The sequence below is a fragment of the Cytobacillus massiliigabonensis genome (genome assembly GCF_900199725.1).
GTDB classification, from domain to species: Bacteria; Bacillota; Bacilli; order Bacillales; family Cytobacillaceae; genus Cytobacillus; species Cytobacillus massiliigabonensis.
In genome coordinates this window covers 1,331,634-1,355,674 of sequence record NZ_LT904904.1, presented here as the reverse complement: position 1 = coordinate 1,355,674, position 24,041 = coordinate 1,331,634, and the positions used below count along the sequence as shown (strand labels likewise).

Here is a 24,041-nt window from a genome sequence, read left to right as displayed (position 1 = left end):
ACCTTAAAGCAACGATCATCCGATATATTTAGAACTCTCGTATTGCACTATTTCATCTTCCAATTGAAGGGTAATTTCAATCTCATCCCAGCCATTTAACAGCATCTTCTTCCAATAAGCAGTAATTGGAAAGGAAGCTAAAAAGCCGTTGTCATCTGTTACCGTTTCCCTTTCGAGGTTTATTGTTAAGTGGCAAGGATGATTTTGAGATTTATCTAATAAATACGCTACTTCTGCCGCTTGCAGCTTTACTGGAAGCAGCCCATTTTTCAGACAATTTTGATGAAAAATATCTGCAAACGATGGAGCAATCACAACTTTAAAGCCGTAATCCGACAGTGCCCAAGGCGCATGCTCTCTAGAGGATCCACATCCAAAATTTTCATTGGCAATTAAGATTGAAGCACCCTGATTTTCAGGCTGGTTTAATTCAAACATAGGATTCTCCTTTCCTTCCTTTGTATACCGCCAGTCATAAAATAAATATTGACCAAACCCTGTTTTCTCAATTCGTTTTAAAAATTGTTTTGGTATGATTTGATCTGTATCTACATTCGCACGATTCATTGCAACTGCTTTTCCTTCTATCTTTCTCAACCCACTCATTTCTCCACTTCCTCCCTATCCTATATGACTTTTAGCAGATACCTTTTCACTGACATCAACAAACCGTCCATATAATGCGGCAGCAGCAGCCATTACCGGGCTGACTAAATGAGTTCTAGCCCCTGTTCCTTGTCTGCCTTCAAAGTTACGGTTCGAAGTGGATGCGCAGTGCTCTCCGCTTGGAACGATATCGTTATTCATGCTCAAACACATGCTGCAGCCTGATTCCCGCCATTCGAAGCCTGCCTTTTGGAAGATCAAATCTAACCCTTCCGACTCAGCTTGCTTCTTAACTTGCTGAGAACCCGGTACAACTAATGCTCTCACAGTTGGATGAATATTTTTCCCTTTTACAATTTCAGCAGCTTGACGCAAGTCTTCTAATCGTGAATTTGTGCACGAGCCGATAAAAACATGTTGTATTTCAATGTCAGCAATTTTCTGGCCTTCTTTTAGACCCATATAATCAATTGCTCTTTCTAGCGATTTTTGTTCCAGTTCATTTTTACAATCTTTTAAATATGGAATAGCTTCATTAATACTCGATGTCATAGAGGGATTTGTTCCCCAGCTTACCATTGGTGTAATTACATTTCCGTCAATCGTTATCGTTTTATTAAATACGGCATCCTCGTCAGAAGCAAGTTCTCTCCACTGCATGACAGCCATTTTAAACTCTTCTCCTTTTGGTGCGTGCTTCCTTCCTTCTAAATAGGAAAATGTCGTATCATCAGGGCTGATTAAACCAGCTCTTGCTCCTCCTTCAATTGACATATTACAAATAGTCATCCGCTCTTCCATGGACATTCTTTCGATAACCTCACCACAGTATTCAATAACATGCCCTTGCCCAAAATTGACACCATATTTGGATAGAATATAAAGGATGACATCTTTAGACGTAACCCCTTTTTGAAGCTCTCCATTTATTTCGATTTTTAATGTTTTCGGTTTTGTTTGCCAAAGCGTTTGTGTCGCTAACACATGTTCCACTTCGCTTGTACCAATTCCAAAGGCAATTGCGCCAAATGCCCCGTGTGTAGACGTATGACTGTCACCGCAAACAATCGTCATTCCAGGCTGTGTTAGTCCAAGCTCAGGACCTATCACATGAACGATTCCCTGATCCGGACTGTCCATCCCAGCAAGTGGGATGCCGAATTCCAAACAGTTTTTTTCCAAAGTCGTCATTTGATTTAAAGCAACTGGGTCATCAATCTTATACCGATTCACAGTCGGCACGTTATGATCCATCGTCGCAAACGTTCTCTCTGGTTTTCTAACTTTACGGTTTTTCATTCTTAACCCAGAAAATGCCTGTGGTGAGGTTACCTCATGTACTAAGTGAAGATCTATATAGATTAAATCAGGCTTTCCTTCCTCTTGATAGACAACATGCTTTTCCCATATCTTATCAATAATTGTTTTCCCCATTTTTTCCTCCTGCTTTCTTTTTTGAAAAGAAACACGACCATATTTGGTCGTGTTTTCTATTTAATAGCTTTCATTTCAGGTATGGCTGCAAATCTTTTTATCTATCCCCAATAGGACCAACAAATCGCTCAACTGTCGGGGCTAAACAGCCGCCTCCGCTTTTCTATGCGTACGCACTCATGATATGCATAATCGCTTCATTATCCATTAGAGTTGCTTTCACTTCTTCGGCCATTTCTTTTGTTGTTACAGCCTTCTTGCCGAATGACATAATGTCTTTTGTTCTGTATCCAGCATCAAGCACTTGATTTACTGCTTGCTCAACCGCTTCAGCCTCCTTCTTCATGCCAAATGATAGGCGAAGCATCATGGCAGCTGATAGAATCATCGCAATTGGGTTTGCCGTGTTTTTCCCTTCAATATCAGGCGCTGAGCCATGAATCGGTTCATATAGATATGGTCCATCTTCAGATAGACTGGCAGAAGGAAGCATTCCTAACGATCCAGTTAAAACCGACGCCTCATCACTCAAAATATCACCGAACATATTCTCAGTTACAATGACATCAAACCGTTTTGGATGTTTAATCATTTGCATGGCTGCATTGTCCACAAGCATGTGTTCTAGCTCAACATCTGGATATTGTTTAGAAACTGATTCAGCAACTTCTCTCCACATTCGGCTGGATTCTAACACATTCGCTTTATCGACTGATGTTACCTTCCCTTTTCTATCTTTAGCTAGCTGGAATGCTAGTTTAATCACTCTTTCCATTTCTGCCCTTTTGTAATACAGCGTATCTACTACTTCATCTTCTCCGTTTTTTCGTGTACGCTCACTCGGTTTGCCGAAATATAAACCGCCTGCTAATTCCCTTACCATGACCATATCGACACCTTCAATTACTTCTTTACGAAGGGGTGAGGAGTCTGCAAGACTTGAATAATAGCTCGTTGGCCTAAGGTTCGCATATAGATTAAGTTCTTTCCGGATTTTTAACAGTCCACGTTCTGGACGAAGGTGTGCTGGCTGACGTTCCCATTTTGGACCGCCAACTGCTCCTAGTAAAACCGCATCGCTTTGTTTGCACAGCTCGATTGTTTCATTCGGAAGTGGCGAACCAACCGCATCGATTGCTTCTCCACCGATTAATCCGTATTGAAAATAGAACTGGTGTCCGAAACGCTCTCCAACAGCTTGCAAAATTTCAATTGCTCCCTTTGCCACTTCTTTGCCGATTCCATCTCCTGGTAGTACTGCGATACGTTTTTTCATTGTTATCCCTCCGTCTTATGATTATGAATGAATTTATATTTGATAACTGTAGATTAAAATCGGTCTTTCTTATTATGGGGTAATGCTTACTGCCGGTTCAGGCCCCTTATCCTTCATGTAAATGACTCTGTTAATCGCGTTTAAGTAAGCTTTTGCCGAGGCCTCCAGCACATCTTGTGCAAGTCCCCGCCCACTTGTTTCAATATCCAGATAAGTGAGTTTCACATATACTTGGGCAAGTGCATCTCTGCCTCCTCCAACAGACTGAATTCGGTAATCTAAGAGATTGATTGATCCTTCCACACATTTTTCCAATGTATTATAGAGGGCTTCGATACTTCCTGCTCCCGTTCCAGCCTCTTGGATGACCTCTTTATCTGCCCCTGATAAAGTAACAGTTGCAGTTGGTATTTGATTTGTCCCATATTGGATCTGCAAATGAATTAATTCATAGAATCGCTCTTCCTTTGACAGCTCTTCCTCAAGAACAAGGGCAACCAAGTCTTCATCAGTCATTTCTTTTTTTCGGTCCGCCAAATCCTTGAATGCGCTAAATAGCGGCTTAATATTTTCCTCTGGAACGTTTAGTCCTAATTCATCTAGCCGGTTTTTAAAGGCATGTCTGCCTGAATGCTTTCCTAAAACTAATGAATTAGACTGGAATCCTACTAAGTCAGGAGAAATAATTTCATAGGTTGTTTTTTCCTTGAGTACGCCATCCTGATGAATCCCAGATTCATGCGCATAAGCATTTTTGCCGACTACCGCCTTATTAGCAGGAACAATCATTCCCGTAAGCCTGCTGACAAGACTGCTTGTGCGGCTGATCTCATGAAGGTTCAGACGGGTTGATGCCTGATAATAATCCTTTCTAATATGCAGGGCTACCGCAAACTCCTCAAGTGCAGCATTTCCTGCTCTTTCTCCTATTCCATTTATAGTCCCTTCCACTTGTGTTGCGCCATTTTCTGCCGCTGCAAGTGAATTAGCAATCGCCATTCCTAAATCATCATGACAATGTGTTGACAAGGAAACTTTATTAATAGAAGGAACATTTTCTTTCAGGTATTTAAAAATAGCTCCATATTCTTGAGGTGTTCCGTATCCAACAGTATCTGGAATATTGATTACTTTCGCTCCAGCCTGAATAACCTTTTCGATAATTTCTGCCAGGAAAGGCAGCTCCGTTCTCGATGCATCTTCTGCAGACCATTGAATAATTGGAAATTTCTTAGCAGCGTATTTCACTGTTTCTACTGCTGTATGGATGACTTCTTCTTTCGACATTTTCAGTTTGTATTCCCGATGAATCGGTGATGTTGCAAGAAAGGTATGGAGCCTTGGTTCTGCACCGTGCTTCAGCGCTTCCCATGCTGCATCAATATCTGAGATAACCGCACGTGCAAGTCCCGTGACAGAACAATTTTTTATCGTTTGGGCAATTTTTTGTACGGATAAGAAATCACCTTTTGACGCGGCAGGAAAACCAGCTTCCATAATATCTACATTTAATCTTTCCAGCTGCTTAGCAATTTCTAACTTTTCCGAAAAATTCAGATTCACACCGGCTGACTGTTCTCCATCCCTTAAGGTAGTATCAAAAATTTTAATGGTTTGCACTAGCAACAGCTTCCTTCTTTTTCCCGCTATTAACAAACGGCATCATTTTTCTAAGTTCTCTTCCCACCTGCTCAATTTGATGCTGCTTTTCTCTTTCATTTACTGCATTAAATACAGGGCGGTTTGCTTGATTTTCTAAGATCCAGCCTTTAGCAAACTTTCCGTCCTGGATATCTTTAAGAACAGCTTTCATTTCTTCCTTCACTCTTCCATCAACTACACGTGGCCCGCTTACGAAATCTCCCCATTGTGCTGTATCTGAAATTGAATAACGCATTCCTTCTAATCCGCCTTCATACATTAAGTCAACAATCAGCTTCAATTCATGCAAGCATTCAAAGTAAGCTAATTCTGGCTGGTACCCTGCTTCGACTAACGTTTCGAAGCCTGCCTTAACAAGTGATGTCAGCCCTCCACAAAGAACAGCCTGTTCTCCAAATAGATCTGTTTCCGTTTCCTCTTTAAAGGTCGTTTCTAATGCACCAGCACGTAAGGCACCGATGGCCCTTGCATAGGCTAGAGCAAGTTCCTGTGCTTCACCTGATACATCCTGGTAGATTGCGAAAAGGGCCGGAACACCTGCATCCTGTTCATATGTCCTCCTAACAAGATGACCAGGACCTTTTGGTGCAACGAGGAGCACATCGCTTTCTTTCGGCGGGACAATTTGATTGAAATGAATATTAAAACCGTGAGCAAACATGAGTGCTTGATTTGTTAAATTTGGCTCAATTTCCTCTTTATATACTTTCGGCTGGAGCTCATCTGGCAATAGAATCATAACTACATCTGCCTGTGCTGTTGCTTCTCCAACAGAATAAACTTGAAAGCCATCTTCTGCTGCTTTATCCCAGGATTTCCCTTTGCGGAGCCCAATAACAACTTCAACCCCGCTGTCTCTCATATTTAAAGCATGGGCATGACCTTGTGATCCATAGCCAATCACTGCTACCTTCTTCCCATTTAAATAAGCTGGATTTGCATCTCCGTTATAGTACATTTTCGCCATTGTTATCTTCCTTTCTTTTTTTAAATTAAAGACTATTCTTATAAAAATTATTACTAATTAATATTTAATTTGTAGAGGTTGATTTCAGCTTTTAATTAAACGATTGAGTAAGTTTTTTGCGTATTGACTGGTTTTTGTGTTCCTCTTGGGAATGCCGTCGTTCCTGTGCGAGCAAGCTCCTTAATTCCATAAGGCTTAATCAGTTCAATAAATGCTTCAATCTTTTCTGATTCCCCTGTGATCTGTATAACAAGGCTATCTTTGCTTACATCAATAACCGCTGCTCGAAATGGCTCGATTAATGCATAAAGTTCATTCCTAGTTTGCGGGGTGGAGAGCACCTTAATTAATGCCAGTTCTCTGGCAACAATTGCCTGATCACTAATATCTGTTACTTTTAAAATATCAATCTGTTTATTCAGCTGTTTCGTAATTTGTTCGGCTTCCCGATCACTTTCTACATGAATGATACATGTAATCCTTGAAATTCCTTCCTGTTCTGTCAATCCTACAGATATGCTTTCAATATTGTAGTTCCTCTTAGAAAAAAGGTTGGTAATTCGATTAAGAACGCCAGGGCGATTCATGACTGTCATACTAATGATTTTTTTCAAGGCTTTGCACCTACCATTTCATGCAGCCCTTTCCCTGGGGCAATCATCGGATAGACATTTTCATCAGGATCAATACGAATATCTAGCAGAACGGGCTCACGATTATTCAGCACTTCTTCTAAAATGACTTCAGCTTCTTCTGCTGTATTTATTTCATATGCTTTTATTCCATAAGCATCTGCTAGCTTCACAAAGGAAGGCTGAATAGGGATTTTACTATGGGCATATCGTTTGTCATAAAAAATTTCCTGCCATTGCCGTACCATGCCTAGAGCTAGATTATTGAATACTGCGATTTTAATAGGCAGATTTAGTTCTTTAATAACTGTTAGCTCTTGTGTAGACATTTGAAATCCGCCATCCCCAAGAACTGCAATGACACATCGATCTGGATCAGCAAGCTGAGCGCCGATGCTTGCTGGCAAACCAAACCCCATTGTTCCTAGTCCGCCCGAGGTTACCCATCGATTGGCTTGATTAAATTGATAATATTGTGCTGCCCACATTTGGTGCTGCCCTACATCCGTAACGACAATTGCATCACCAGTTGTCTTTTCGTAAAGCATCTCCATCACTTTTTGCGGCTTTAGAGCGGCTGACTCTCCGTAATAGTAAGGATATTCTTCTTGCCATTTATGAATTTGTTCCAGCCATTCCGTATGAACCGGAGGCTTTCCATTTTGTTTGATTAGTTCTTTCAATGCTTCTTTCGCATCTGCAACAACCGGTATGGCTGTTGGAACATTCTTCCCAATTTCAGCTGGATCAATATCAATGTGTGCAACCGTTGCATGAGGGGCAAAGAATTGTAAATTTCCTGTTAGCCTGTCATCAAATCGTGCACCGATATTAATTAATAAATCACATTCACTCAAACCCATATTCGATGCATAGCACCCATGCATGCCTGCCATCCCAACAAATAAGTTATGGTCTGCCGGAAATCCTCCTAATCCAAGCAATGTATGAATGACTGGAAGGTGCTGCTGCTCTGCATATTCTTTTAATTCCTTCGATGCCTTTGCAAGCAGAACACCAGCTCCAGCGAGGATGACTGGTTTCTTTGCTCGACTAACTGCCTCAGATAATTTTTTAATTTGCAGATAGTTGGGCTGAACGGTTGGCTGATAGCCAGGCAGCTTTATTTCTTGTTCTTCTGGAGGTTTTGATACCGATGCTGCAATGTCTTTTGGAATGTCTATCAAGACTGGACCCGGTCTTCCGCTTGAGGCAATATAGAATGCCTCTTTTACAATTCGAGGGATGTCTTCAATGTTTCGCACCTGGTAATTGTATTTTGTAATGGGTGTTGTAATTCCAAGTACATCCGCTTCTTGGAAAGCATCAGAGCCAATTACATTTGTTGGAACTTGACCGGTGAATACAACGAGCGGGAGAGAATCCATCATTGCGTCTGTGAGACCCGTAACAATGTTAGTTGCTCCTGGACCAGACGTGGCTATAACCACTCCAGGCTTTCCTGAAATTCTCGCGTACCCTTCGGCTGCATGAATTCCTCCTTGCTCATGCCTTGGCAGAACGTGAAGAATTTTTGAATCATAAAGCTTGTCATAGATCGGAAGCACAGCTCCCCCAGGATATCCAAAAATCACTTCCACCTTTTCCTTTTCCAAGGCCTCTAATAACAGATCAGCACCAGTAACCATTTCGGCATTGGTATTTGATTCTGTTAAGGCAGCTTGCTGCAACATTCGTATAAAACCTCCTCTTTTATCCTTTTATTCAAATATAAAAAGCCTTTCCACCCCTTAAAAACCTACTATTCCTAGGTATAAGGGGTGGAAAGGCTTTAAATCCCATTCCACGGTACCACCCTAAATTCATGCGATCTGCATGCACTTATGGACATCTGCTTTCTGTCCGTTTTGATAACGAGTGATAGACACCCGACCAACTCTACTCAATTGCCTCTTTCAAGCTGGTGCTCAGAGGTGAGTTCATCTTATGGTGGAATTACCGGTTCACAGCAGCTCCGGCTCTCTGTAAATTCCAATTCATAAAACTACTTATCCTCTTCTTCGCTTTTTTATTATTCATTTTTGATATTTTAATACTTTAAATCGGTAAATTTTCAGGTTAAAAAAAACTATGTATGGACGTTTTATCAGCCTAAAAATTCACCGGTTTATATTTCTTGAATTTTCTAATTTCTTATATTGAGGACTATCTTACGCCCATTTCATCAAACCGTCAACACCCTTTTTGAAAATTATTTGATAATTTAAATTAATCTGAATTGTTGTATCCGCTTACATCGTTGTGGTATACACAGTCTGCCAATTAAAAAATTTTTTATCTTTCCTTTAAAAATCATTGATTTAATAAAATACAAAACTCACTTTTAAGAAGTGAGTTTAAATAGTAAGATATGTAGTCTAACTGGTTAATTCATCACACTTAAAGAGAACCTAATAATAAAGCTAAGCGGAATATCTTCTTGTGATCTCCTTTGGGCCTTCATCAGTCATTATTCAACGGCGGTTCCCTTTAATCTTTCATTCAATGCAACAGCAAGTTCTTTAAAGCGTTTCTCCTCTTCCGTGTTCAGCAGATCATCCGAATTACTCTTCTCCATCCAATAATCTCCATCTAACAATTCATACATGTCGAGTAGTGTAATTTCTGGAGTGACTGGATTATGAAAAACGGACAGCATCGGTTCCGGGCCATCATCCCAGTTATATTCGTTCACAATGGCATGTAATAGTTCCGGCGAATTTATTCGTTCTATCTTATCGCACATCTTTTTCTGAGACTCCTCATACAAAACCTCTTCAACACCCCTTTGCTCTTCCTGTGTCAGAGAAAGGCGAACGGCTCCTTTTGTTTCGAGCAGAAGATCAGCGAACTTTTTATCTGCACGGGCCGCATTCCAAGCTGTAGCTAATATGCCTAGTGGCGAGTCCAGTTTGGCCCCAGCTTCGATGAGTGTTAACAGGGCTTCAATTTGCTTGAACTTTACAGCTTTTTTAAGTGGTGTATCCCCAAGTTTATCCTGTGCCTCAAGTTCTGCTCCATGCTTGATCAATATCTCTATCGCCTGAACAGGCATTCGATTGGTCAAAAATAGCATCAGCGGTGTTCTCCCCCGCTCGTCCCGTTCATTTACATCCAGTTCTGCTGCTGCCTTCTGTACCTGAGAAAGATCTTTTGTTTTGCTAACTTCCTTCCAATTCAAGAGTACTCCCCCTTTATTACGGTCCAATATACAGCTTATAGTTAACTCTATCTCTTTAATAGGTTTTATGTCGTACCCACTCAGCACTGTAAAATGGTACAATGGCCTCTTTCCAATCTCCCCAATACCAAACATCCGTTTCAAATTCTTCTGGGTGTAATTTATCTTCTAACAAAAACTTGCTTTGATATGGTGGCGGAAATAACAAAGTATTTATTACTGCATCTTGGAGTTCTCGCCACTTTGTATCATTCATGACAGAAACTAAATTTCATTCAGCAAGGGTCTCAATTACTCTCATTTTGTTTTGATTTTGCACCATATTGAAACCTAAGTTCGATAAGTGATTTGTTTGTGTAATGGTTGCGAAGATCTCGAATTGTGTATCAACCGCAACATTTCACCCCTTCCAGAACCTCTAATGACAGGAATAAATACTAAAGATTCCCTTATTCCATCTATACCACCAATAATTATTATTTTTTTACGGCTACATATCACGAAGCAGCGAATAATCCAACTCCTCTTTCCCCAAATAACCGCTACAGATGACAGGGCGGTTTATGATTTCATACATTTTTTTAAGATCCGATATATACTCTTGGGTCCAAGTTTCAAACGAATCGAATTCCTCCTTAGAAATTTGATGGTACTCCGGAGAGTCAGTTACCCCGGTTAGAACCTCATATGCATAAATATTATCGCCAAACTTTCCTACAGATTGGTATCTACCTGTTTTCAAACGGACATATTCGGTGTATCTCAAGGTCATCACTCATCCTTTCATTGATTTCCACGTGTTTATGGCAGCTCGCTACATGTGTGAAATGAAGTAAGCTTCCGCAATCCCCGGTTTCTCGGCTGAATGCTGCATGCCAAGGTGTCGAGCCCTTTCGCTCTTGGTATAGCCAGAACGCATCACACGCTCCGGTCAACACATTCTCTTGTAATAAACGGTCGAGAGATATTTCGAACAGTTGCTAATCCCCTTCGTGGTCTCCATTGGCGTTCCCAATATTTAATTGTTTCATTAAAATTCAGTCTTCGTATATTAATCAACTTCCGCTTCTTCATACTGACTTCCCAAAACTTTAGCACGAGTAAGAAGTACCCACTGATTAACTTCATCGTATCCAGATACTTCTGCGCACACTCGATAGCGTGGGTACATCCATTCAGCAGGGGTTTCAGATTTCAAAGCAGATGTGTCCGTAATACCTACGGTCTGAGGTTCCAATAATAAGTTAATCAAAGTACCTTGTGGAAAAAAAACTTCTATATACCCTTCCACTTGAGTCCCAACAGGGAACAGACTTTGGGTTCGATGCCAGTCTTCCAAACCGAGTTGAAGCTGCTCGTACCAGAGTTCCTCGAACTCCGCCTGACTAATTTCTTTATAATAGGATTCCTGTGCATCTAGTGGATGTTCTGCCAGCATAAAATGATAGAAATCATGCTGGCGATTCGATGTAATACAAGTGCCGTCATCATGATAAACCATCTGTCTGTATGCCACACCGTCGTTATCAATTTCAAAATACCAGGTCCCCATCCCCGGCTCCTGTATATCTTTTAAATATTTCAAAACAGTCACTCCAATCAGAAGAGAAGTTACTTCTTGATGTCCTATTCGTCTATATCAGCTTGCAAAATTCTATTTTAGTAGGCGGAACTTTCAATCTTAAAATCTGTAATAATATCAAATTCCGCAGGTCCCTTCCTCTCTGTCTTTCGCAAAACAAACTCAAATGTTGGTTCATAATCTGAATCTTGCAAAGTTTCTCCACCCAATATCTCTATGCTGTACCAGCCGTTTTCAATTTCAATCATTGGCCTTTTGTATTGCCGGTAATGATTAAGTAAAGCGCTGACTCTTTCGTTAGTGAATTGTTCTAATATTCGCCAAGTAAACAGCATAAGTATGTTGTTTTCAACTTTAAGCGAATAGCCAGCACGTCTGAATTGTAATTGGCTATCTGGTTTTAACAATTCCGGTGTATCACCAGAAAGATTAAATATGATGGTATAGGGATAGTTTTCAATCCCTGCCATTGGAAGTATGATACCATCAAGCACAGCCTTATCGCCGCTCTCGTTTGTTGTAAACTCCATTGCTAAATTATCTGAATGATTATTAGACTGTTTCCAGCTTTCCAGCAGCAAAATATCTCCGAGAATGAAATAGTTTATAAGATCATTCAGCACTTCGGTAAATTTGTATTTCACGTTAGACCCCTCTTTTCAGCCTTTAATCCCTAAGCTAACTTAAATTATCCCCATGTCTTATCCCGAAATCGCCATAGCTCTATCCCTTACCCCAAGCTTTTCCAGAAAACCACTCAAGGCTAAGACTTACTATTTCTGAGATGTCTCCTGCTGTCTTACTGTTCTAGGTTACTTCGTTAATTGACCAATAATCAGAATCGGAACATGCAGACATCATGTATACGTAAAGTGAGTGACCCAGTAACAATCAACTTACAAGAGCCAGCAGCTCCGCATAAATAGCCTTAAGCTCAAGCTCCGTTTGCTCTGATTTTGCGGCCTTTTTCAGCTTTTCAAGGCTTCCGAATATCCGGTATAGAACCAGCTCTCGTTCATATATTTCTTTAGATAACAGCTCTTGAAGAAGCGCTTTTGCTAGCTCGATCCGATCGATGACGAAGTTTTTCACAGGCCTTGCTTCCTCATTCCCTGCAAGCAAAATGTCTATCAGAACCGGCATAAGCTCAGGCTCCACGCCATGCGCATCAATAAAGACTTGCGCATAGTCATCCTGTATCATCTGGTGCTCCGTATCTACCATCTCCATATAACGAGTGACGAGTGAAAAATAGTCCCTGCTGTACAATCCTAATCCGAGTACCGCATAGGTGCCAGGCATGACTGACTTTTCACAGGGTTCTGTATCCTTATACCATGCATAGGGTTCCATAACGATGTTCGCATACGCATCCAATTTTGGAAAAAGGGCAGGATAGGTAAGTGCCCCTGCAAAAAAACGGTGCAGTCCCGATTTAGCCATCTTTTTTAAAGGAAGATAGTTCTTTTGTTTGCTCTTCAGCTTCAGGTTATATTCCTTCGGAAATCCTTTTTGCAGCAATTCGGTCATGTGATCCAGCACTTCTCCATAAGCTGCTTCCTCCTCGGCCAAAATCCGGACTTCAATGGTCTGGGTTACATCATTATTATGAATTTCTGCATAGTTCCCTTTATATACTGGAGCGAATTTCCCGCTCCCATGCCGGATATAATCTGCAGCCTGTTTTGACCCAATCTGGACTGCAAGTTTCAAATATTGCTCACGAGTACCCGGTCTTTTCCTTCCTATTTGCAGAGCAGTATACACAAAAAATGAAAGTTGATCTGCATTCGGATTTATAAGAGCCATATCCTCTTTGGGTATCCATTCTATCGCATAGCTGTCTGCACGATTAAAATAGCGAGGAAGATAATCATTCTGTATCCAATCATCCATAGCCGAAGTATATTGGCCAATCCATTCGTTCAAGCGTTCTTTGTTGCTGCTGAGCTTGTCGGATAAACGGCCGATTAAAGGGTCAACTGTATCTTCTTTTTGCTTGATTAGTTCAGGATTTATCAGATGACGAGAAAAGAAAAACTGGTCATCCACACTTGGCAATACGGGAAGATTAGATATGATTTTGGATGTTATAAACTTCTGTAATGATTGGCGGAGCTGGTTCAGCTTCTCATTATTTACGAACTGATCGCAAATCTTTATGTCTTCGTCTTCCATTTCAACGGAAAGTACAATCTGGAATCGATAATCAAAAAAATGAGGTCCAAGTTTATCCGATAAAAAGAGCTCCTCCACTTCCTTGCGAAATGCCGGATAAAGCTCAGTTCTAATTCGTTCTTCCGTGAGCTCAGCAACATAAGGACCTGCTTCGATTTTATAAGAGCTATCAGTCCAATCAAGCGGTTCTTCAATATCAATATGTATTTTCCCGTCATGCCAAGCGACCTGTAAATAATCCATTACTCCTGCCTGGAGCGGACGATGGGATACGAATTCATTTATTCTTTTGCTCTCTTTGTTGTATATAGTCATCAGCTTGTTCCACACATCATCTAAAAACCTCTGTACGGCTGTGTCCATTATTGCTCCTCCTCATTATGCTAAAGATACGTTCCGAATAGATATTCCATCCTTTCACGAGAATAACCATCTTCCCCGCGCCAGGTTGCTACAGACATAAAATCTGTGCCTCGTCCCCTCTCTTTACGAAAATCACTCCCAGCAACAAGCAGTCCGGCATATCCCCAAATTTCAAGCACCGAATCTCTTTCATGCTTATTCGATGGGAATACGTCTTTCCAGCGTTTCTCGAGGCCGCGTGCTGCATCCTGCTTATCGCACTTATCTATGGCTTCTATCATTTCTTTCAGAATGTTCACGTCATCTTTTGTCACTACAAGCTCGGGTTCCTTGCTTACCAATTCCAGATCCATTAAGCAATAGATGAGATGGTTGTGTCGAACGCCTCCCCATTTCACCCTCTCGAATTGAAGCACATTCAGATCATAATCGATGTATTGTTCATCAGACATTAGACGATTGTCGTTGCAATAAGCACATGAACTATACATCGGTTCCTCTGCTTGTTTGTCACTGTATGCATGCAGGCAGAGTTCACGGGTCAACGCCCAGCTTGACAAAGCGCTCCGTAAATAGACCTTCCGAGTTGTTAGACTATGCAGAAAAGCTCCAACCACTTTCTCCCGGTTCATTTCAACTTCGTGAATCTGCCGCAATCTGCTGATACATTCATCGTGTGTGACGGTCAGAGGATCAAACATCAGTCCTTTATTCTTCGCGTACTCAAAATCTTCTGCGCTGCAGTTTGCCAGCCCACCTTGTTTCCAGCCGCTGGCTGACCAAAAAGTGCTTGTTAATATCTTCTTTGCTTTAGAATCCATCATAACTCCCTCCCTATCTCCGAATTCAGCCTTAAATATTCCTTGAAATTGTCACCATGGTAAATGCTGTCTGTTTGATAGACTCTCTGCTCCTCAACACATATATTTACATTATTATACCAATTCTCTTATAAACTGACATGCCCGTAAGCTTAATAGGTTTCCTTAGGTAAATTATGGAGGAATACTTAAGAACTTGTACTGATAAACAAAATAGCCGCGAATTAAGTAACTAGTATGGGGCGATATCCTCTTTTAATTCAATTGATACATAACCTATTTCTTGCCTTTTTATCTTCTTAATCACCAGATTCTTGATAAGTGTTAGCGTAAGTATTTGAATCTTTAATAAGACCATCGCAGAAAGCCGCTGCGTCACTTCCTGTTACTTCAGTGGGGATTTTCCCTACGTTGCGCTCTCTTCAAAAAGATCGATTATCTCTGTGAGTAACCCAATTCCCTTGTTTAGCTCAACCTGGTCTACTCTAATGAAGTATTTTTTACACTCTGAACTAAATTTTTTGTCTGTATTGTTATCTATATCTAAAATCCTATATTTAGAATACTTGTCATTCCTTGGTTCCTAATTATAGAAGAATTATAGTATCCTCTATTATAGCTATTACTATTTTAAGGTAGAGACTGCCTAACACAATGAAGCTAGTATCTTAATAAACATTTTGGAGGTAGAAATGAATCAAATACTATTTGAACAACTGAACAAGTGGCATGAAGAAGACGAACATCAGAAAATTGTGGATTTGCTAATAGCTATTCCCGATGGAGAACAAAACTATGAATCAATCAGCCGTTTGGCAAGAGCCTACAACAATTTGGGACTGTATGAAAAAGCACTTTACCAACTTGAGAACATTGCCGAGGCTGGCAAACAGGATTCTCTATGGCATTATCGAATAGGTTACACGTTTTATCATTTGAGCCGATTTGAGGATGCTGCTCAAGCTTTCCGCAGATCTTGTCAATTAGAACCCGATGATCAAAGTACGGAGTATTTTTTAAGACGGAGTATTCAAAAAGCTGAGAAGCAGAAAAAAGAAGAACTCCGGCTTGCCAAGAAGAAAGCTTCCATGGAACGTGGCGGTTCAGTAAAGGAGAAGGTTCTTTTTTCTGATACGTTTTTAGCTGATTTTTGGGAGGACAGCCAGTATGCAAGAGAATCTTATCAATCTGAGCCACCTACGGATGAACTAATTGAATCAATCGAGAAAGAGCTTGGTTACAAGCTTCCATCCTCTTATATACATCTGATGAAGCACCAGAATGGCGGCGTGCCGAGGAACACTTGCTTTCCAACAGAGGAACCAACTTCCTCGGCAGAGGATCATATCGCTATTACAGGGATTATGGGAATTGGCCGCGAGAAAAGCTATTCCTTGTGCGGGGATCTGGGTAGTCCATTTATGATTGAGGAATGGGGATATCCTGATATTGGCGTGGTGATCTGTGATTGTCCTTCAGCCGGGCATGATGTCGTCATGTTAGACTACCGGGCATGCGGTAAAGATGGTGAACCTGAAGTCGTTCACGTAGATCAGGAAGATGATTATGAGATTACCTTTCTAGCCAATAATTTTGAAGAGTTTATAAAAGGATTAGTGAGCGAAGAACAATATGATACTTCTGAAGAAGACAAAGAAGAAGCCCTTGATAAAGTTGCGCACGGTAAATTTTCTCCTCTGCTGGGGGAGCTATGCTCTCGGGTAACCGAAGTGGAACAGGTCGAACAGAAAATCCGCAGGATATGTACACGAATTGTTGAAGAAAAAGGTCATTTTTCTTTTCATGCAGATGAATTATCGTATGTTATGTATGATGTACAGTTTTGGTTATATACGAAGTCATATTCAGATACAAGTCGCGATCAATATTTGGCAGACTATGAGAAAATAATTGCTTTTGGCGGGGAATTCGGCCAAGGCGGATACGGCCCTTCTTTTATTACTGATTGGCTTAATCACCGCATCAAGGAAGAACGGATCGTACAGGATCACGGGTTTATTCGTGTTGCCAATTCATATGCAGAGGAAGTAATTACTAAGTTAAAAGAAGCCTAATCGCAGATCAAGTTCATGCCTAACAACGAAGAAGAGCTCGCTGCCAAAGCAGGCTCTTCTTATTCAGATCTGCTCCAATGCTGAATCGATTGAATAGTTATACTTTTTGCTAGCCAACAGATGAAAAGATGCTTCATATTCGCATCTCCGAATTGTGTTAATGGTGATTCTGCTTATCTCTAGAAAAAGCACATGATGCACATCATTTGAATCACATACTCTTCATCATTCTATGGTCTGTAATTATGAACCAATATACAGTTTATTTTCTGAGAAGATCGCTGAGTATCCACGTCTGTACAGCTCAAAATATGCTGCGAACGGATCACCATTCAATCTATAACGGTGCCATTGAAGATAATATGAAATCCAGTAATCACAGGCAATTGAGTAATACGCCTCGTCCAAAACTTCAATCGGTTCATCGTACTCTTTCTGTTCGCTAATGATATCAAAAATTGTCTCATATATTTCTGGATCGTATTGCTGACGAATTCCATCTATTGATCCAGGAGGCAAAATTTTAATTTCTTCGATTCCAAGCAGGTAATCCGCTGACTCTATCGTAACCGCCTTCTCAGAAGATTCCAATATTAAATCCTTTAAGCCTTGAATAAACTGTCTGCCATAATCTATTAATATCTCATTGGGGACATTACTAGCTTTACTAGTAAAATATCCTGGCACTGCAGGTCCGCTAAAATCCTCAGGTTTTAGCATTTCATAGATTTGTAATATCCTCTGCAAATAAGCATGCCCATCTTCAAGAGGTTCAAAAGTAGCCTCTACGCCTATTCCATCTGGCATATACATTTGGAAATATCCATAGAACTGAGCTTCATCAATAGATGATTCATCGGAACCCATCTCTTCTTCCATAAATTGAAGCAAATACCTTGCGTAAGACTGTTTATCCATATGTACTTCTCCTCTTTCGCTTATCGGCGGCGTGTTGAATCATTTTCATCACCGTTCACCGATGCAATATTCAAATCCGAAATGTCTATCCGATAGCAGATACCATATTTCCATCTTGATCCTTGATGTATGTTTTAACGACTTGAAGTTTTAAATTTTTATAAGAAGACAAATGAATTTCTCCTTCTTTGGGCAGAAGTTTGTGCATGAGCTCGTTAACAACCGCTTCATCCAGTTTCAAATGGACGTTATGCTCATCTATTTCGATTCCAGTCGTTGAAGCGAGTTCCAATGTTACTCTTAGCTCATTGCTCATTAAAATCAAATCTTTTCCCTTGAGCAGTCGGCCACGCAGCAGCATTCCAACCGTACCCGCTTGCTTAGCTCCTAGTGTAAGCACAGACGGCTTTTTACTGAACACGCCATTCTTACCGGGTTCCCAGGCCAATTGATCCACAAATAAAAATCCGGTGCTCGATCCGTCACGATCTATTCCTATTTGCACACTTTCCTGCACAGCAGGGACTTGCAGAATTGAATTCCGGGATAAGTCCGTAATATAACCCGGCAGTTCTGCTTTTCCAGCTTCAAGTAAACCTCTTGTATTCCATGTTTTCATAGCATCCAGCTCATCCTCAGTAATTCCTACCATTTGAAGAAATTCAACACGTCCATTAGGCGTATGCAGCGTATCCAGTTCTGGATCTGGAATAAAAGCAAGAGCGGTCAGTAGTGTATCAGCTCCCAAGCAGATTGGTCCATTGGCATCCAAATAATCACCTGAAGCGAATATATTGCCGCTGTTAAACACATATCGTCCCATGTTTTGGAGTAGATTTAATGCCCATGCCGGAGGCTCCTCCTCATCCTTGCTACGAGCCACCCGGAAAGTAAGTTCAAACCCATAGCCACTATAATCAAGATTTTCTGATTCTTTCTCATAAAGCTCCGAGAAACCAAAAGTTACAATATGCCAGTGCGGAAAAGGCGACTCCGCTTTATAAGCGCTAAGACCATCTAATGGATCTTGCCCACCAAGCATATAAGGAATGGCGGTACCATAATGCTTCGGTTCCTGTTCCCCGTACAGCTTCGTTACTTCCTCTTCAATTGCATTCCATCCTGTCGTATTTACTTCTTCGGTCATTTTTTCTCCTCCAACTTGTAAATTTTGCAGTTACTTGCAATTATATTGAAAATAGAAACGCCTCAAAAGTGCCTTATTGCGAAGCCCTTACCACATTCTTCTGCTAATGCCACTTTTTCTTGCCCAAATACTCACACATTACTTGGAACTTTTCTAAAAGCTTCAAAACAGATCATCGTACGTATATCACTAACAGCATTGCCAATCATACACTACTTTTGAGAAATCCCTATTTTTCAAAGCATCCTTTGGAATAGAGAAAACACAATTCCCAGAATCCCCAAACATTATGCCGCATTCATCATCGATATCCAGTTGCAATAATAGAAAATCGCCATCATCAAAACTGATATAGTCATTCTGAACAAAATAGGGATAGCCGCCAATTCTGCTATCGCTGCTATAGCAATCATCACTCAGTTTCTCATATTCTACTTCTGATAGCTTATTCATAAAGATTTCCCGGAATAGATCTAATGATGAAGACATAGGCATTGCCCTTGTTTTAAAATACATTTTACCGCTGTGTGAAAAAGGAAGATTCTCCTTATATTCTTCATTTTCATAAGGATGTTCCATTACTAAATGTTCTTCATAATCTTCAATGTATTTTACTAGAATCGGGTCTTCCAAACCATACATATCATCGTTAGCAACATAGAATTGCAGTAATCCCTTTTCTGGTAATTCAACTAGATTTTCAAGGTCTGCCAGATTGATTTGTGCTAAAAACAACATAGGTACCCCAACTTCATCGGTTGGATAATCTTCCATATTTTTCATATAGGGACATCCACCTAATTTACTATCCCAGGGTTTTGTTTCTTCACGTTTAAAAGTTATCTCATTACTATACCTAAAAGTTTCTTTAATTAGTTTTTCATGCTCTTTCAAAAGTTCAGGAATATCGTATTTTATCAATATAAGTCCCCCATTCTGATAAACGACTCTTTACTTAACCGATTTAAACTATAACATTATTTGGTAATTTCCGTCATCCTACCCTAAATACCTAATTTTTCCAGCTAAAGATGTAAGGTTTCTCTTTAGATCTAGACAAGAACTCACATCTTTCATACAAAAAATAAGTGACTTCTTTCCCGTCTTCCTAAAATTCTTAAACTTCTCGTTTCTCACTTAGACTATAAATAATTCTTTTATAATCCGAGTCTCTTGAATCCATATCGCCCAAATCCTTCAAATATGTTTATGTTAATTCAACAACAGTGTTCTGCCATTCCTTAAATGTCCTTATATCGAATTAAAATAATATCCCCTCTTCTTAGCTAGTAAGTGCTTAGAAAAGGGGAAAATATAGAGCATTAGTAAAGCTTATTGTATACACTGAATAAGTCGTACATAAATTATCTTTTATAATCGGGCTGTTCCAAAGTAATAGGATTCGGATTATTGAGTACCCAATGCACTGCCAGTTCGCATAGTCTCGCAGGTTCATCATTGCCATGACCGTTGTGAAGTACCTTTACTAAAGTTTCTGCCTCCTGAAGTGCAGCAGGATGTAAAGGTGTACCCAAGCTAAAGTAATGGTTCAAACGATTGAGCATCTGACGAAATTGGTTATCCCAGTTGATACCGCCATTATCTAAAACTTCGTATGACACTTTGCCAGTAATACGGATCAGTTCACCCTGTACGGTGTTCGCATGTCCTTGTGAGGGAATTAATAAACTCCAGAGTTCATGATGCTGCGTCTGCCATCCCTTTGTTGATACTACTATTGGAGAGGTGCCGTCATGAATCTTTCGTTTCCCTACTGGGGGAACATCAAATAGCTCATATAGTTTGGAAAGTGCGTCATCCGTTTGATTCAAATATTCTTTATTAAAGCCTTCTCTGTGAAATTCAAAGTCGTTTCCGATTCGCTTAATCAAGTCTTTCATTTCTGGCGTTACAGTTGCTCCAGCGTTAAGCAAAATATCGGCAACTTCCGCCATATTGACGATATCTATGTTTCTACACATAGCCAAAGCTTTTTCTAAAGGAGTCTGTTTCATCATATTTTCTGCGCTGAGATTTGCGCCTTTAGCAGCCAACTTGTGAACCGCCTTTGGCTTAAATGAACCTGCGGCAGCAAATAAAGGTGTCTCGTTTTGATAATCCATAGCTTCTAGATCTGCCCCCAGCTCAAGCAGCAATTCAGTATTACCGCACCAACTTATTGCATGTTTATGTAGAGCCGTTCTTCCGTAACTGTCTCTAGCATTTATATCAGCACCTTGTTCCACGAGCCAGCGAACCAATTCATTCGGTATATTGAAGAAGCTCAAGGCTGTTGATTTGCTGTAACCGCCTCGGGCATCTAATTCGCATTGCATAAATACCTCTTTTAATGCTGTTATATTACCTGCCTCAATTAGTTCATCGAAATTTTTCGGTAAGTTTTTTTTCTTCCTCCCCATCTGTGCTTCTCTCCTTACGTCAGAGTTTATTAATGCTCTTCATTCCCATCATACTGGAAAAGGTTTAAGAATATTGGCGTGTTCTGATGTCTCCGTAATTTTTGATTTTGATTCAGCCAACTCTTCCAATCAAATACAAAGAGAAATCCTGTATTATCTAATTCATTATAGAACTCTCAAACTTCTTCACATTCAAGCAATACCTTTTTTCCTATTCACTAATCATTGCATCTGGCCTTTGGAAAAAAGCAAGAAATTTAAGTAGCTTATTAATCTCTTAATATTTTATTTCTGAAATATGTGACTTCATATTCACCTTAATTAATATCTATTTATACTAACTTTTGTGTTTTGCGCTGATTTTCTATCACTTTTCCTAAATTATTCTTCATATTCTTTATTGTCTATTAGCATTACTTCATTTATCCAGTTATCAAAAGAGTTAAATTCTCGTGTTTTAGGCCACCTTGAGTCAATTTCTTTACCCATCTTCCATGTTAGGTGTACTTGTACATACTTATGTGGATTCGTTTTGTATTGGTATAATACTTCATCTTTATCTTCTCTTCGAGCAATGACATCTAGATCAGCCCCATAAAGAATATGGTTTTCAGATATTTCTTTATGCAGTTCTTCAAGAAAAATCATTGAAGTTTCAGGTATCCACGGTTCTAAAAATTTCTTCTGTGGTCGGAGCATTAATATCCCCCCATCTCGTGTGAGAATGTTATTGAGGTTCTGCATTTATTTTGGAAGTAGGGGTCAAGCCCCCCATTCAGCTCGTCATTATAAAATGTCTAACTCCGCAGCAACTCGTCTCGCGCTTCCGTCAGCGCGAACCCCAGCAAATTTTCCCCCCGCCATTTCACAGGATTCTCCACATCTGGATTGGACTGGCCCATGCCGATCCCCCAAATACGGTCCCGCGGGCTAGCTTCAACGAGGATGCGGTTCTTCGTCGTGTTGAGATAGTCTGCAAGCTTCGGATTCTGCGAAAATTTGGCTAAGCTGGCTCTTTTCACAATACCGTAGCATTCCTTATCCCAAATATCTTTGTCAAAGTTTCGGACCGCACGTCCAAAAGCCTTCATCTCCTTTGGATGCTTAGCTTTAAGGATTGACTCCAGCATTTCGTCATCACCGAACAACCTTGCCTTCTCAGCCATCATAAACTGCTCGGCGCAGGAGTACTGCGTTCCCTCTACCGTGAACGGGCACATCCACCATTGGCTGAAGCAGCTTTTGTCGACGCTCCCGTCCTTAGGCGGCGTATGTCCCCAAAAAAATACAAATTTGAACTTTTTTCCCTCGTTATATGCTTTTTTTAACTCATCGATATTATAAATCATCGTTAATCCTCCAATTTCTCCGATACAAGCGGGATGGTCTATGTCCGGCATTTTCGGTGTAAAGATCGGTTTCCGCCACAAGATCGCCCACTTTACGCCGGAAGGCTGCCTTCAACAGCTCTTTATCCATAACTACCTCATAAACCTGCTGCAGTTCCGTTAAGGTAAAAAACTTCGGCATCAAATTCAGTGCAATATCGGTATAATTCACTTTTCCTCGCAGACGCTCAATAGCGCATGCTATGATCTTCGCATGGTCGAAGGCCAATCCGTCATTCGATATGATCTCATAATCCGTGCCAGCCGATGTATTCTCCGATGTCATAATCCTCGCCACGACCGCCGAAAGTTCTTTCTCTTCACTGCTTAGTTTGAGTTCGTACTCCAGCGTCTTGATGTATCCGTCCTCAATCAGCTCGTTTTGCTCCCGCAGCGGCCGATAGGATACCTTGAACCAGGCAGCATCTGCTGCATCATCTCCCGCCTTAAGCTCCAGCTTGTCACTGTTGATCAGAGCCATATAGCTGCAGCTTATCACCCAGGTTCGCGGGTCTCGCCCGATATCACTGAACGTATACAGCTGCTCCAAATAAACATCTTCCACGCCGGTTTCCTCGCTTAGTTCCCTTACTGCTGCCTGCTCAGTCGTCTCATTCGACCGGACAAAGCCGCCTGGCAGCGCCCATTTACCCAGGAAGGGGTGCCCCCCCCGGCGAATAAGCAGGACGCGCAGCTCTTTTTCCGGCAGTTTGCGATAACTGTCAGCCTCCTCTTCCGTCACAGTGAAAATAACCATATCCGTCGTCATCGAAGGCCGCTCGTAATCACCTGCCCTGTACTGCTCCAAAAATTCGCATTCCGTAAGTCCATCCTTATCTAACAAATCCAATTGGGATCGCCTCCTTTATTTATGATTTAACCATTCAACTCTCCGAAATAGTTTCCGTAAGATTCGAACTTCGCCAGCACCTCGTCAACCTTGCGCGTATATGCTCCCTATTATCCGAATACCCGTCCGGGCCATCCCAAGCTTCGATGACCCGGACTTCCGGGTAGAGCCTGCGAATCCAATTTGCCCGGACATGATGCGGGATTGGGGTGACCTTCGTCTCATAAATGACCACGATCAATTCATCAACCTCCTGCAGCGCCGTTTCGATCATGAACTGATGACCTTTATGCAGCGGGGCAAACTTCCCCAGTGTTAGTCCAAGCGTTTTCATACCGACCTTTTTCATCTTGCATCCCACCGCTTTTTCCACCCATTCATAGGACGAAAAACATAGCCACTTCTTAGTATCACTTTGTTACTAACATATTATTACTATCAAAATTAACAGAAAATCCTGAGAAGTTCAAGTAAATTTTTCCAATTTTCAAAAGCTGTTTCTTATTTATTGGTGGTGTTTCGTTGTGGAGTGGAACATAAA

Annotated in this window: 22 protein-coding genes, 2 pseudogenes and 1 other annotated feature; of the genes and pseudogenes, 1 reads left to right on the top strand and 23 read right to left on the bottom strand. The window is 40.8% G+C overall.

The features are described 5' to 3' along the window. Window positions 1–15 precede the first annotated feature (15 nt). The 15 genes and pseudogenes from leuD to C1726_RS26980 form a co-directional block, all read right to left on the bottom strand. Complete coding sequence (gene leuD / locus C1726_RS17770) at window positions 16–606, bottom strand: 3-isopropylmalate dehydratase small subunit (RefSeq protein WP_102274374.1); 591 nt, start codon at window positions 604–606, stop codon at window positions 16–18. A 15-nt stretch (window positions 607–621) separates the two neighbouring features. Beyond that, window positions 622–2,040, bottom strand: coding sequence for a 3-isopropylmalate dehydratase large subunit (gene leuC, locus C1726_RS17765; RefSeq protein WP_102274373.1), 1,419 nt, complete (start codon window positions 2,038–2,040; stop codon window positions 622–624). Window positions 2,041–2,203: 163 nt separating this feature from the next. Further along, window positions 2,204–3,316, bottom strand: coding sequence for a 3-isopropylmalate dehydrogenase (leuB, locus tag C1726_RS17760; RefSeq protein WP_102274372.1), 1,113 nt, complete (start codon window positions 3,314–3,316; stop codon window positions 2,204–2,206). Between the two features lie 72 nt (window positions 3,317–3,388). Continuing rightward, window positions 3,389–4,936: a 2-isopropylmalate synthase gene (locus C1726_RS17755; protein ID WP_102274371.1), complete on the bottom strand. Its 1,548-nt coding sequence runs from the start codon at window positions 4,934–4,936 to the stop codon at window positions 3,389–3,391. Beyond that, window positions 4,923–5,945 carry a ketol-acid reductoisomerase gene (ilvC, locus tag C1726_RS17750; protein WP_102274370.1) on the bottom strand — a complete coding sequence of 341 codons (1,023 nt, stop codon included), beginning with the start codon at window positions 5,943–5,945 and terminating at the stop codon, window positions 4,923–4,925. The genes C1726_RS17755 and ilvC overlap by 14 nt, the downstream gene beginning before the upstream one ends. 95 nt (window positions 5,946–6,040) lie before the next feature. Continuing rightward, window positions 6,041–6,559: an acetolactate synthase small subunit gene (ilvN, locus tag C1726_RS17745; RefSeq protein WP_102274369.1), complete on the bottom strand. Its 519-nt coding sequence runs from the start codon at window positions 6,557–6,559 to the stop codon at window positions 6,041–6,043. Further along, complete coding sequence (gene ilvB, locus C1726_RS17740; RefSeq protein WP_102274368.1) at window positions 6,556–8,271, bottom strand: acetolactate synthase large subunit; 1,716 nt, start codon at window positions 8,269–8,271, stop codon at window positions 6,556–6,558. Before ilvB ends, ilvN begins: the two co-directional genes overlap by 4 nt. Window positions 8,272–8,351: 80 nt before the next feature. Next, window positions 8,352–8,608, bottom strand: a binding site (T-box leader). 439 nt (window positions 8,609–9,047) lie between these two features. Further along, window positions 9,048–9,758: a DUF4274 domain-containing protein gene (locus C1726_RS17735; RefSeq protein ID WP_102274367.1), complete on the bottom strand. Its 711-nt coding sequence runs from the start codon at window positions 9,756–9,758 to the stop codon at window positions 9,048–9,050. A gap of 55 nt (window positions 9,759–9,813) precedes the next feature. Next, window positions 9,814–10,017: pseudogene (locus C1726_RS26985) on the bottom strand (DUF6678 family protein); the annotation flags it as partial. 231 nt (window positions 10,018–10,248) lie between these two features. Beyond that, window positions 10,249–10,530 (bottom strand): hypothetical protein, encoded by a 282-nt coding sequence (locus C1726_RS17725; protein ID WP_102274365.1) that lies wholly within the window; start codon window positions 10,528–10,530, stop codon window positions 10,249–10,251. Window positions 10,531–10,809: 279 nt separating this feature from the next. Next, window positions 10,810–11,343, bottom strand: coding sequence for a hypothetical protein (locus C1726_RS17720; protein WP_102274364.1), 534 nt, complete (start codon window positions 11,341–11,343; stop codon window positions 10,810–10,812). Window positions 11,344–11,417: 74 nt separating this feature from the next. Then, the gene (locus C1726_RS17715; protein WP_102274363.1) at window positions 11,418–11,984 is read right to left on the bottom strand and encodes a hypothetical protein; all 567 of its coding nucleotides are present in this window, start codon (window positions 11,982–11,984) and stop codon (window positions 11,418–11,420) included. 247 nt (window positions 11,985–12,231) lie between these two features. After that, the gene (locus C1726_RS17710; RefSeq protein ID WP_102274362.1) at window positions 12,232–13,881 is read right to left on the bottom strand and encodes a DUF6138 family protein; all 1,650 of its coding nucleotides are present in this window, start codon (window positions 13,879–13,881) and stop codon (window positions 12,232–12,234) included. A gap of 20 nt (window positions 13,882–13,901) precedes the next feature. Beyond that, on the bottom strand, window positions 13,902–14,702 hold the full coding sequence (locus C1726_RS17705) for a hypothetical protein (RefSeq protein ID WP_102274361.1): 801 nt from the start codon (window positions 14,700–14,702) through the stop codon (window positions 13,902–13,904). Window positions 14,703–15,001: 299 nt separating this feature from the next. Next, the gene (locus tag C1726_RS26980) at window positions 15,002–15,103 is read right to left on the bottom strand and encodes a hypothetical protein (protein ID WP_407642075.1); all 102 of its coding nucleotides are present in this window, start codon (window positions 15,101–15,103) and stop codon (window positions 15,002–15,004) included. A 291-nt stretch (window positions 15,104–15,394) separates the two neighbouring features. Between C1726_RS26980 and C1726_RS17700 the strand changes: the two genes are divergently transcribed. Then, complete coding sequence (locus tag C1726_RS17700) at window positions 15,395–16,777, top strand: SMI1/KNR4 family protein (RefSeq protein ID WP_102274360.1); 1,383 nt, start codon at window positions 15,395–15,397, stop codon at window positions 16,775–16,777. Window positions 16,778–17,020: 243 nt separating this feature from the next. On the opposite strand, the gene C1726_RS17695 is transcribed toward C1726_RS17700, so the two are convergent. From C1726_RS17695 to C1726_RS17660, 8 genes and pseudogenes are all read right to left on the bottom strand, one after another. Continuing rightward, on the bottom strand, window positions 17,021–17,695 hold the full coding sequence (locus tag C1726_RS17695; RefSeq protein WP_102274359.1) for a hypothetical protein: 675 nt from the start codon (window positions 17,693–17,695) through the stop codon (window positions 17,021–17,023). Window positions 17,696–17,780: 85 nt separating this feature from the next. Continuing rightward, window positions 17,781–18,842 (bottom strand): suppressor of fused domain protein, encoded by a 1,062-nt coding sequence (locus C1726_RS17690; protein ID WP_102274358.1) that lies wholly within the window; start codon window positions 18,840–18,842, stop codon window positions 17,781–17,783. Window positions 18,843–19,031: 189 nt separating this feature from the next. Continuing rightward, window positions 19,032–19,763 (bottom strand): YwqG family protein, encoded by a 732-nt coding sequence (locus C1726_RS17685; protein WP_102274357.1) that lies wholly within the window; start codon window positions 19,761–19,763, stop codon window positions 19,032–19,034. 443 nt (window positions 19,764–20,206) lie between these two features. Next, window positions 20,207–21,262, bottom strand: a complete 1,056-nt coding sequence (locus C1726_RS17680; RefSeq protein ID WP_102274356.1) for an ankyrin repeat domain-containing protein — start codon at window positions 21,260–21,262, stop codon at window positions 20,207–20,209. A 381-nt stretch (window positions 21,263–21,643) separates the two neighbouring features. Next, window positions 21,644–21,961: a hypothetical protein gene (locus C1726_RS17675; protein WP_102274355.1), complete on the bottom strand. Its 318-nt coding sequence runs from the start codon at window positions 21,959–21,961 to the stop codon at window positions 21,644–21,646. A gap of 98 nt (window positions 21,962–22,059) precedes the next feature. Beyond that, window positions 22,060–22,611, bottom strand: coding sequence for an NADAR family protein (locus tag C1726_RS17670; RefSeq protein ID WP_102274354.1), 552 nt, complete (start codon window positions 22,609–22,611; stop codon window positions 22,060–22,062). Next, window positions 22,601–23,500: an NUDIX domain-containing protein gene (locus C1726_RS17665; protein WP_102274353.1), complete on the bottom strand. Its 900-nt coding sequence runs from the start codon at window positions 23,498–23,500 to the stop codon at window positions 22,601–22,603. Before C1726_RS17665 ends, C1726_RS17670 begins: the two co-directional genes overlap by 11 nt. Before the next feature lie 100 nt (window positions 23,501–23,600). After that, window positions 23,601–23,834: pseudogene (locus C1726_RS17660) on the bottom strand (adenylyltransferase/cytidyltransferase family protein); the annotation flags it as partial. Between the last annotated feature and the right edge of the window lie 207 nt (window positions 23,835–24,041).

Bases quoted from the DNA above. Each gene is read 5' to 3' on its own strand.
- C1726_RS17695 (WP_102274359.1), bottom strand. From the start codon at position 17,695: ATGGATAAACAGTCTTACGCAAGGTATTTGCTTCAATTTATGGAAGAA.
- C1726_RS17705 (WP_102274361.1), bottom strand. From the start codon at position 14,702: ATGGATTCTAAAGCAAAGAAGATATTAACAAGCACTTTTTGGTCAGCC.
- C1726_RS17690 (WP_102274358.1), bottom strand. From the start codon at position 18,842: ATGACCGAAGAAGTAAATACGACAGGATGGAATGCAATTGAAGAGGAA.
- leuD (WP_102274374.1), bottom strand. From the start codon at position 606: ATGAGTGGGTTGAGAAAGATAGAAGGAAAAGCAGTTGCAATGAATCGT.
- C1726_RS17710 (WP_102274362.1), bottom strand. From the start codon at position 13,881: ATGGACACAGCCGTACAGAGGTTTTTAGATGATGTGTGGAACAAGCTG.
- ilvB (WP_102274368.1), bottom strand. From the start codon at position 8,271: ATGTTGCAGCAAGCTGCCTTAACAGAATCAAATACCAATGCCGAAATG.
- C1726_RS17725 (WP_102274365.1), bottom strand. From the start codon at position 10,530: ATGACCTTGAGATACACCGAATATGTCCGTTTGAAAACAGGTAGATAC.
- C1726_RS17700 (WP_102274360.1), top strand. From the start codon at position 15,395: ATGAATCAAATACTATTTGAACAACTGAACAAGTGGCATGAAGAAGAC.
- C1726_RS17680 (WP_102274356.1), bottom strand. From the start codon at position 21,262: ATGGGGAGGAAGAAAAAAAACTTACCGAAAAATTTCGATGAACTAATT.
- ilvC (WP_102274370.1), bottom strand. From the start codon at position 5,945: ATGGCGAAAATGTACTATAACGGAGATGCAAATCCAGCTTATTTAAAT.
- C1726_RS17670 (WP_102274354.1), bottom strand. From the start codon at position 22,611: ATGATTTATAATATCGATGAGTTAAAAAAAGCATATAACGAGGGAAAA.
- C1726_RS17675 (WP_102274355.1), bottom strand. From the start codon at position 21,961: ATGCTCCGACCACAGAAGAAATTTTTAGAACCGTGGATACCTGAAACT.
- leuB (WP_102274372.1), bottom strand. From the start codon at position 3,316: ATGAAAAAACGTATCGCAGTACTACCAGGAGATGGAATCGGCAAAGAA.
- leuC (WP_102274373.1), bottom strand. From the start codon at position 2,040: ATGGGGAAAACAATTATTGATAAGATATGGGAAAAGCATGTTGTCTAT.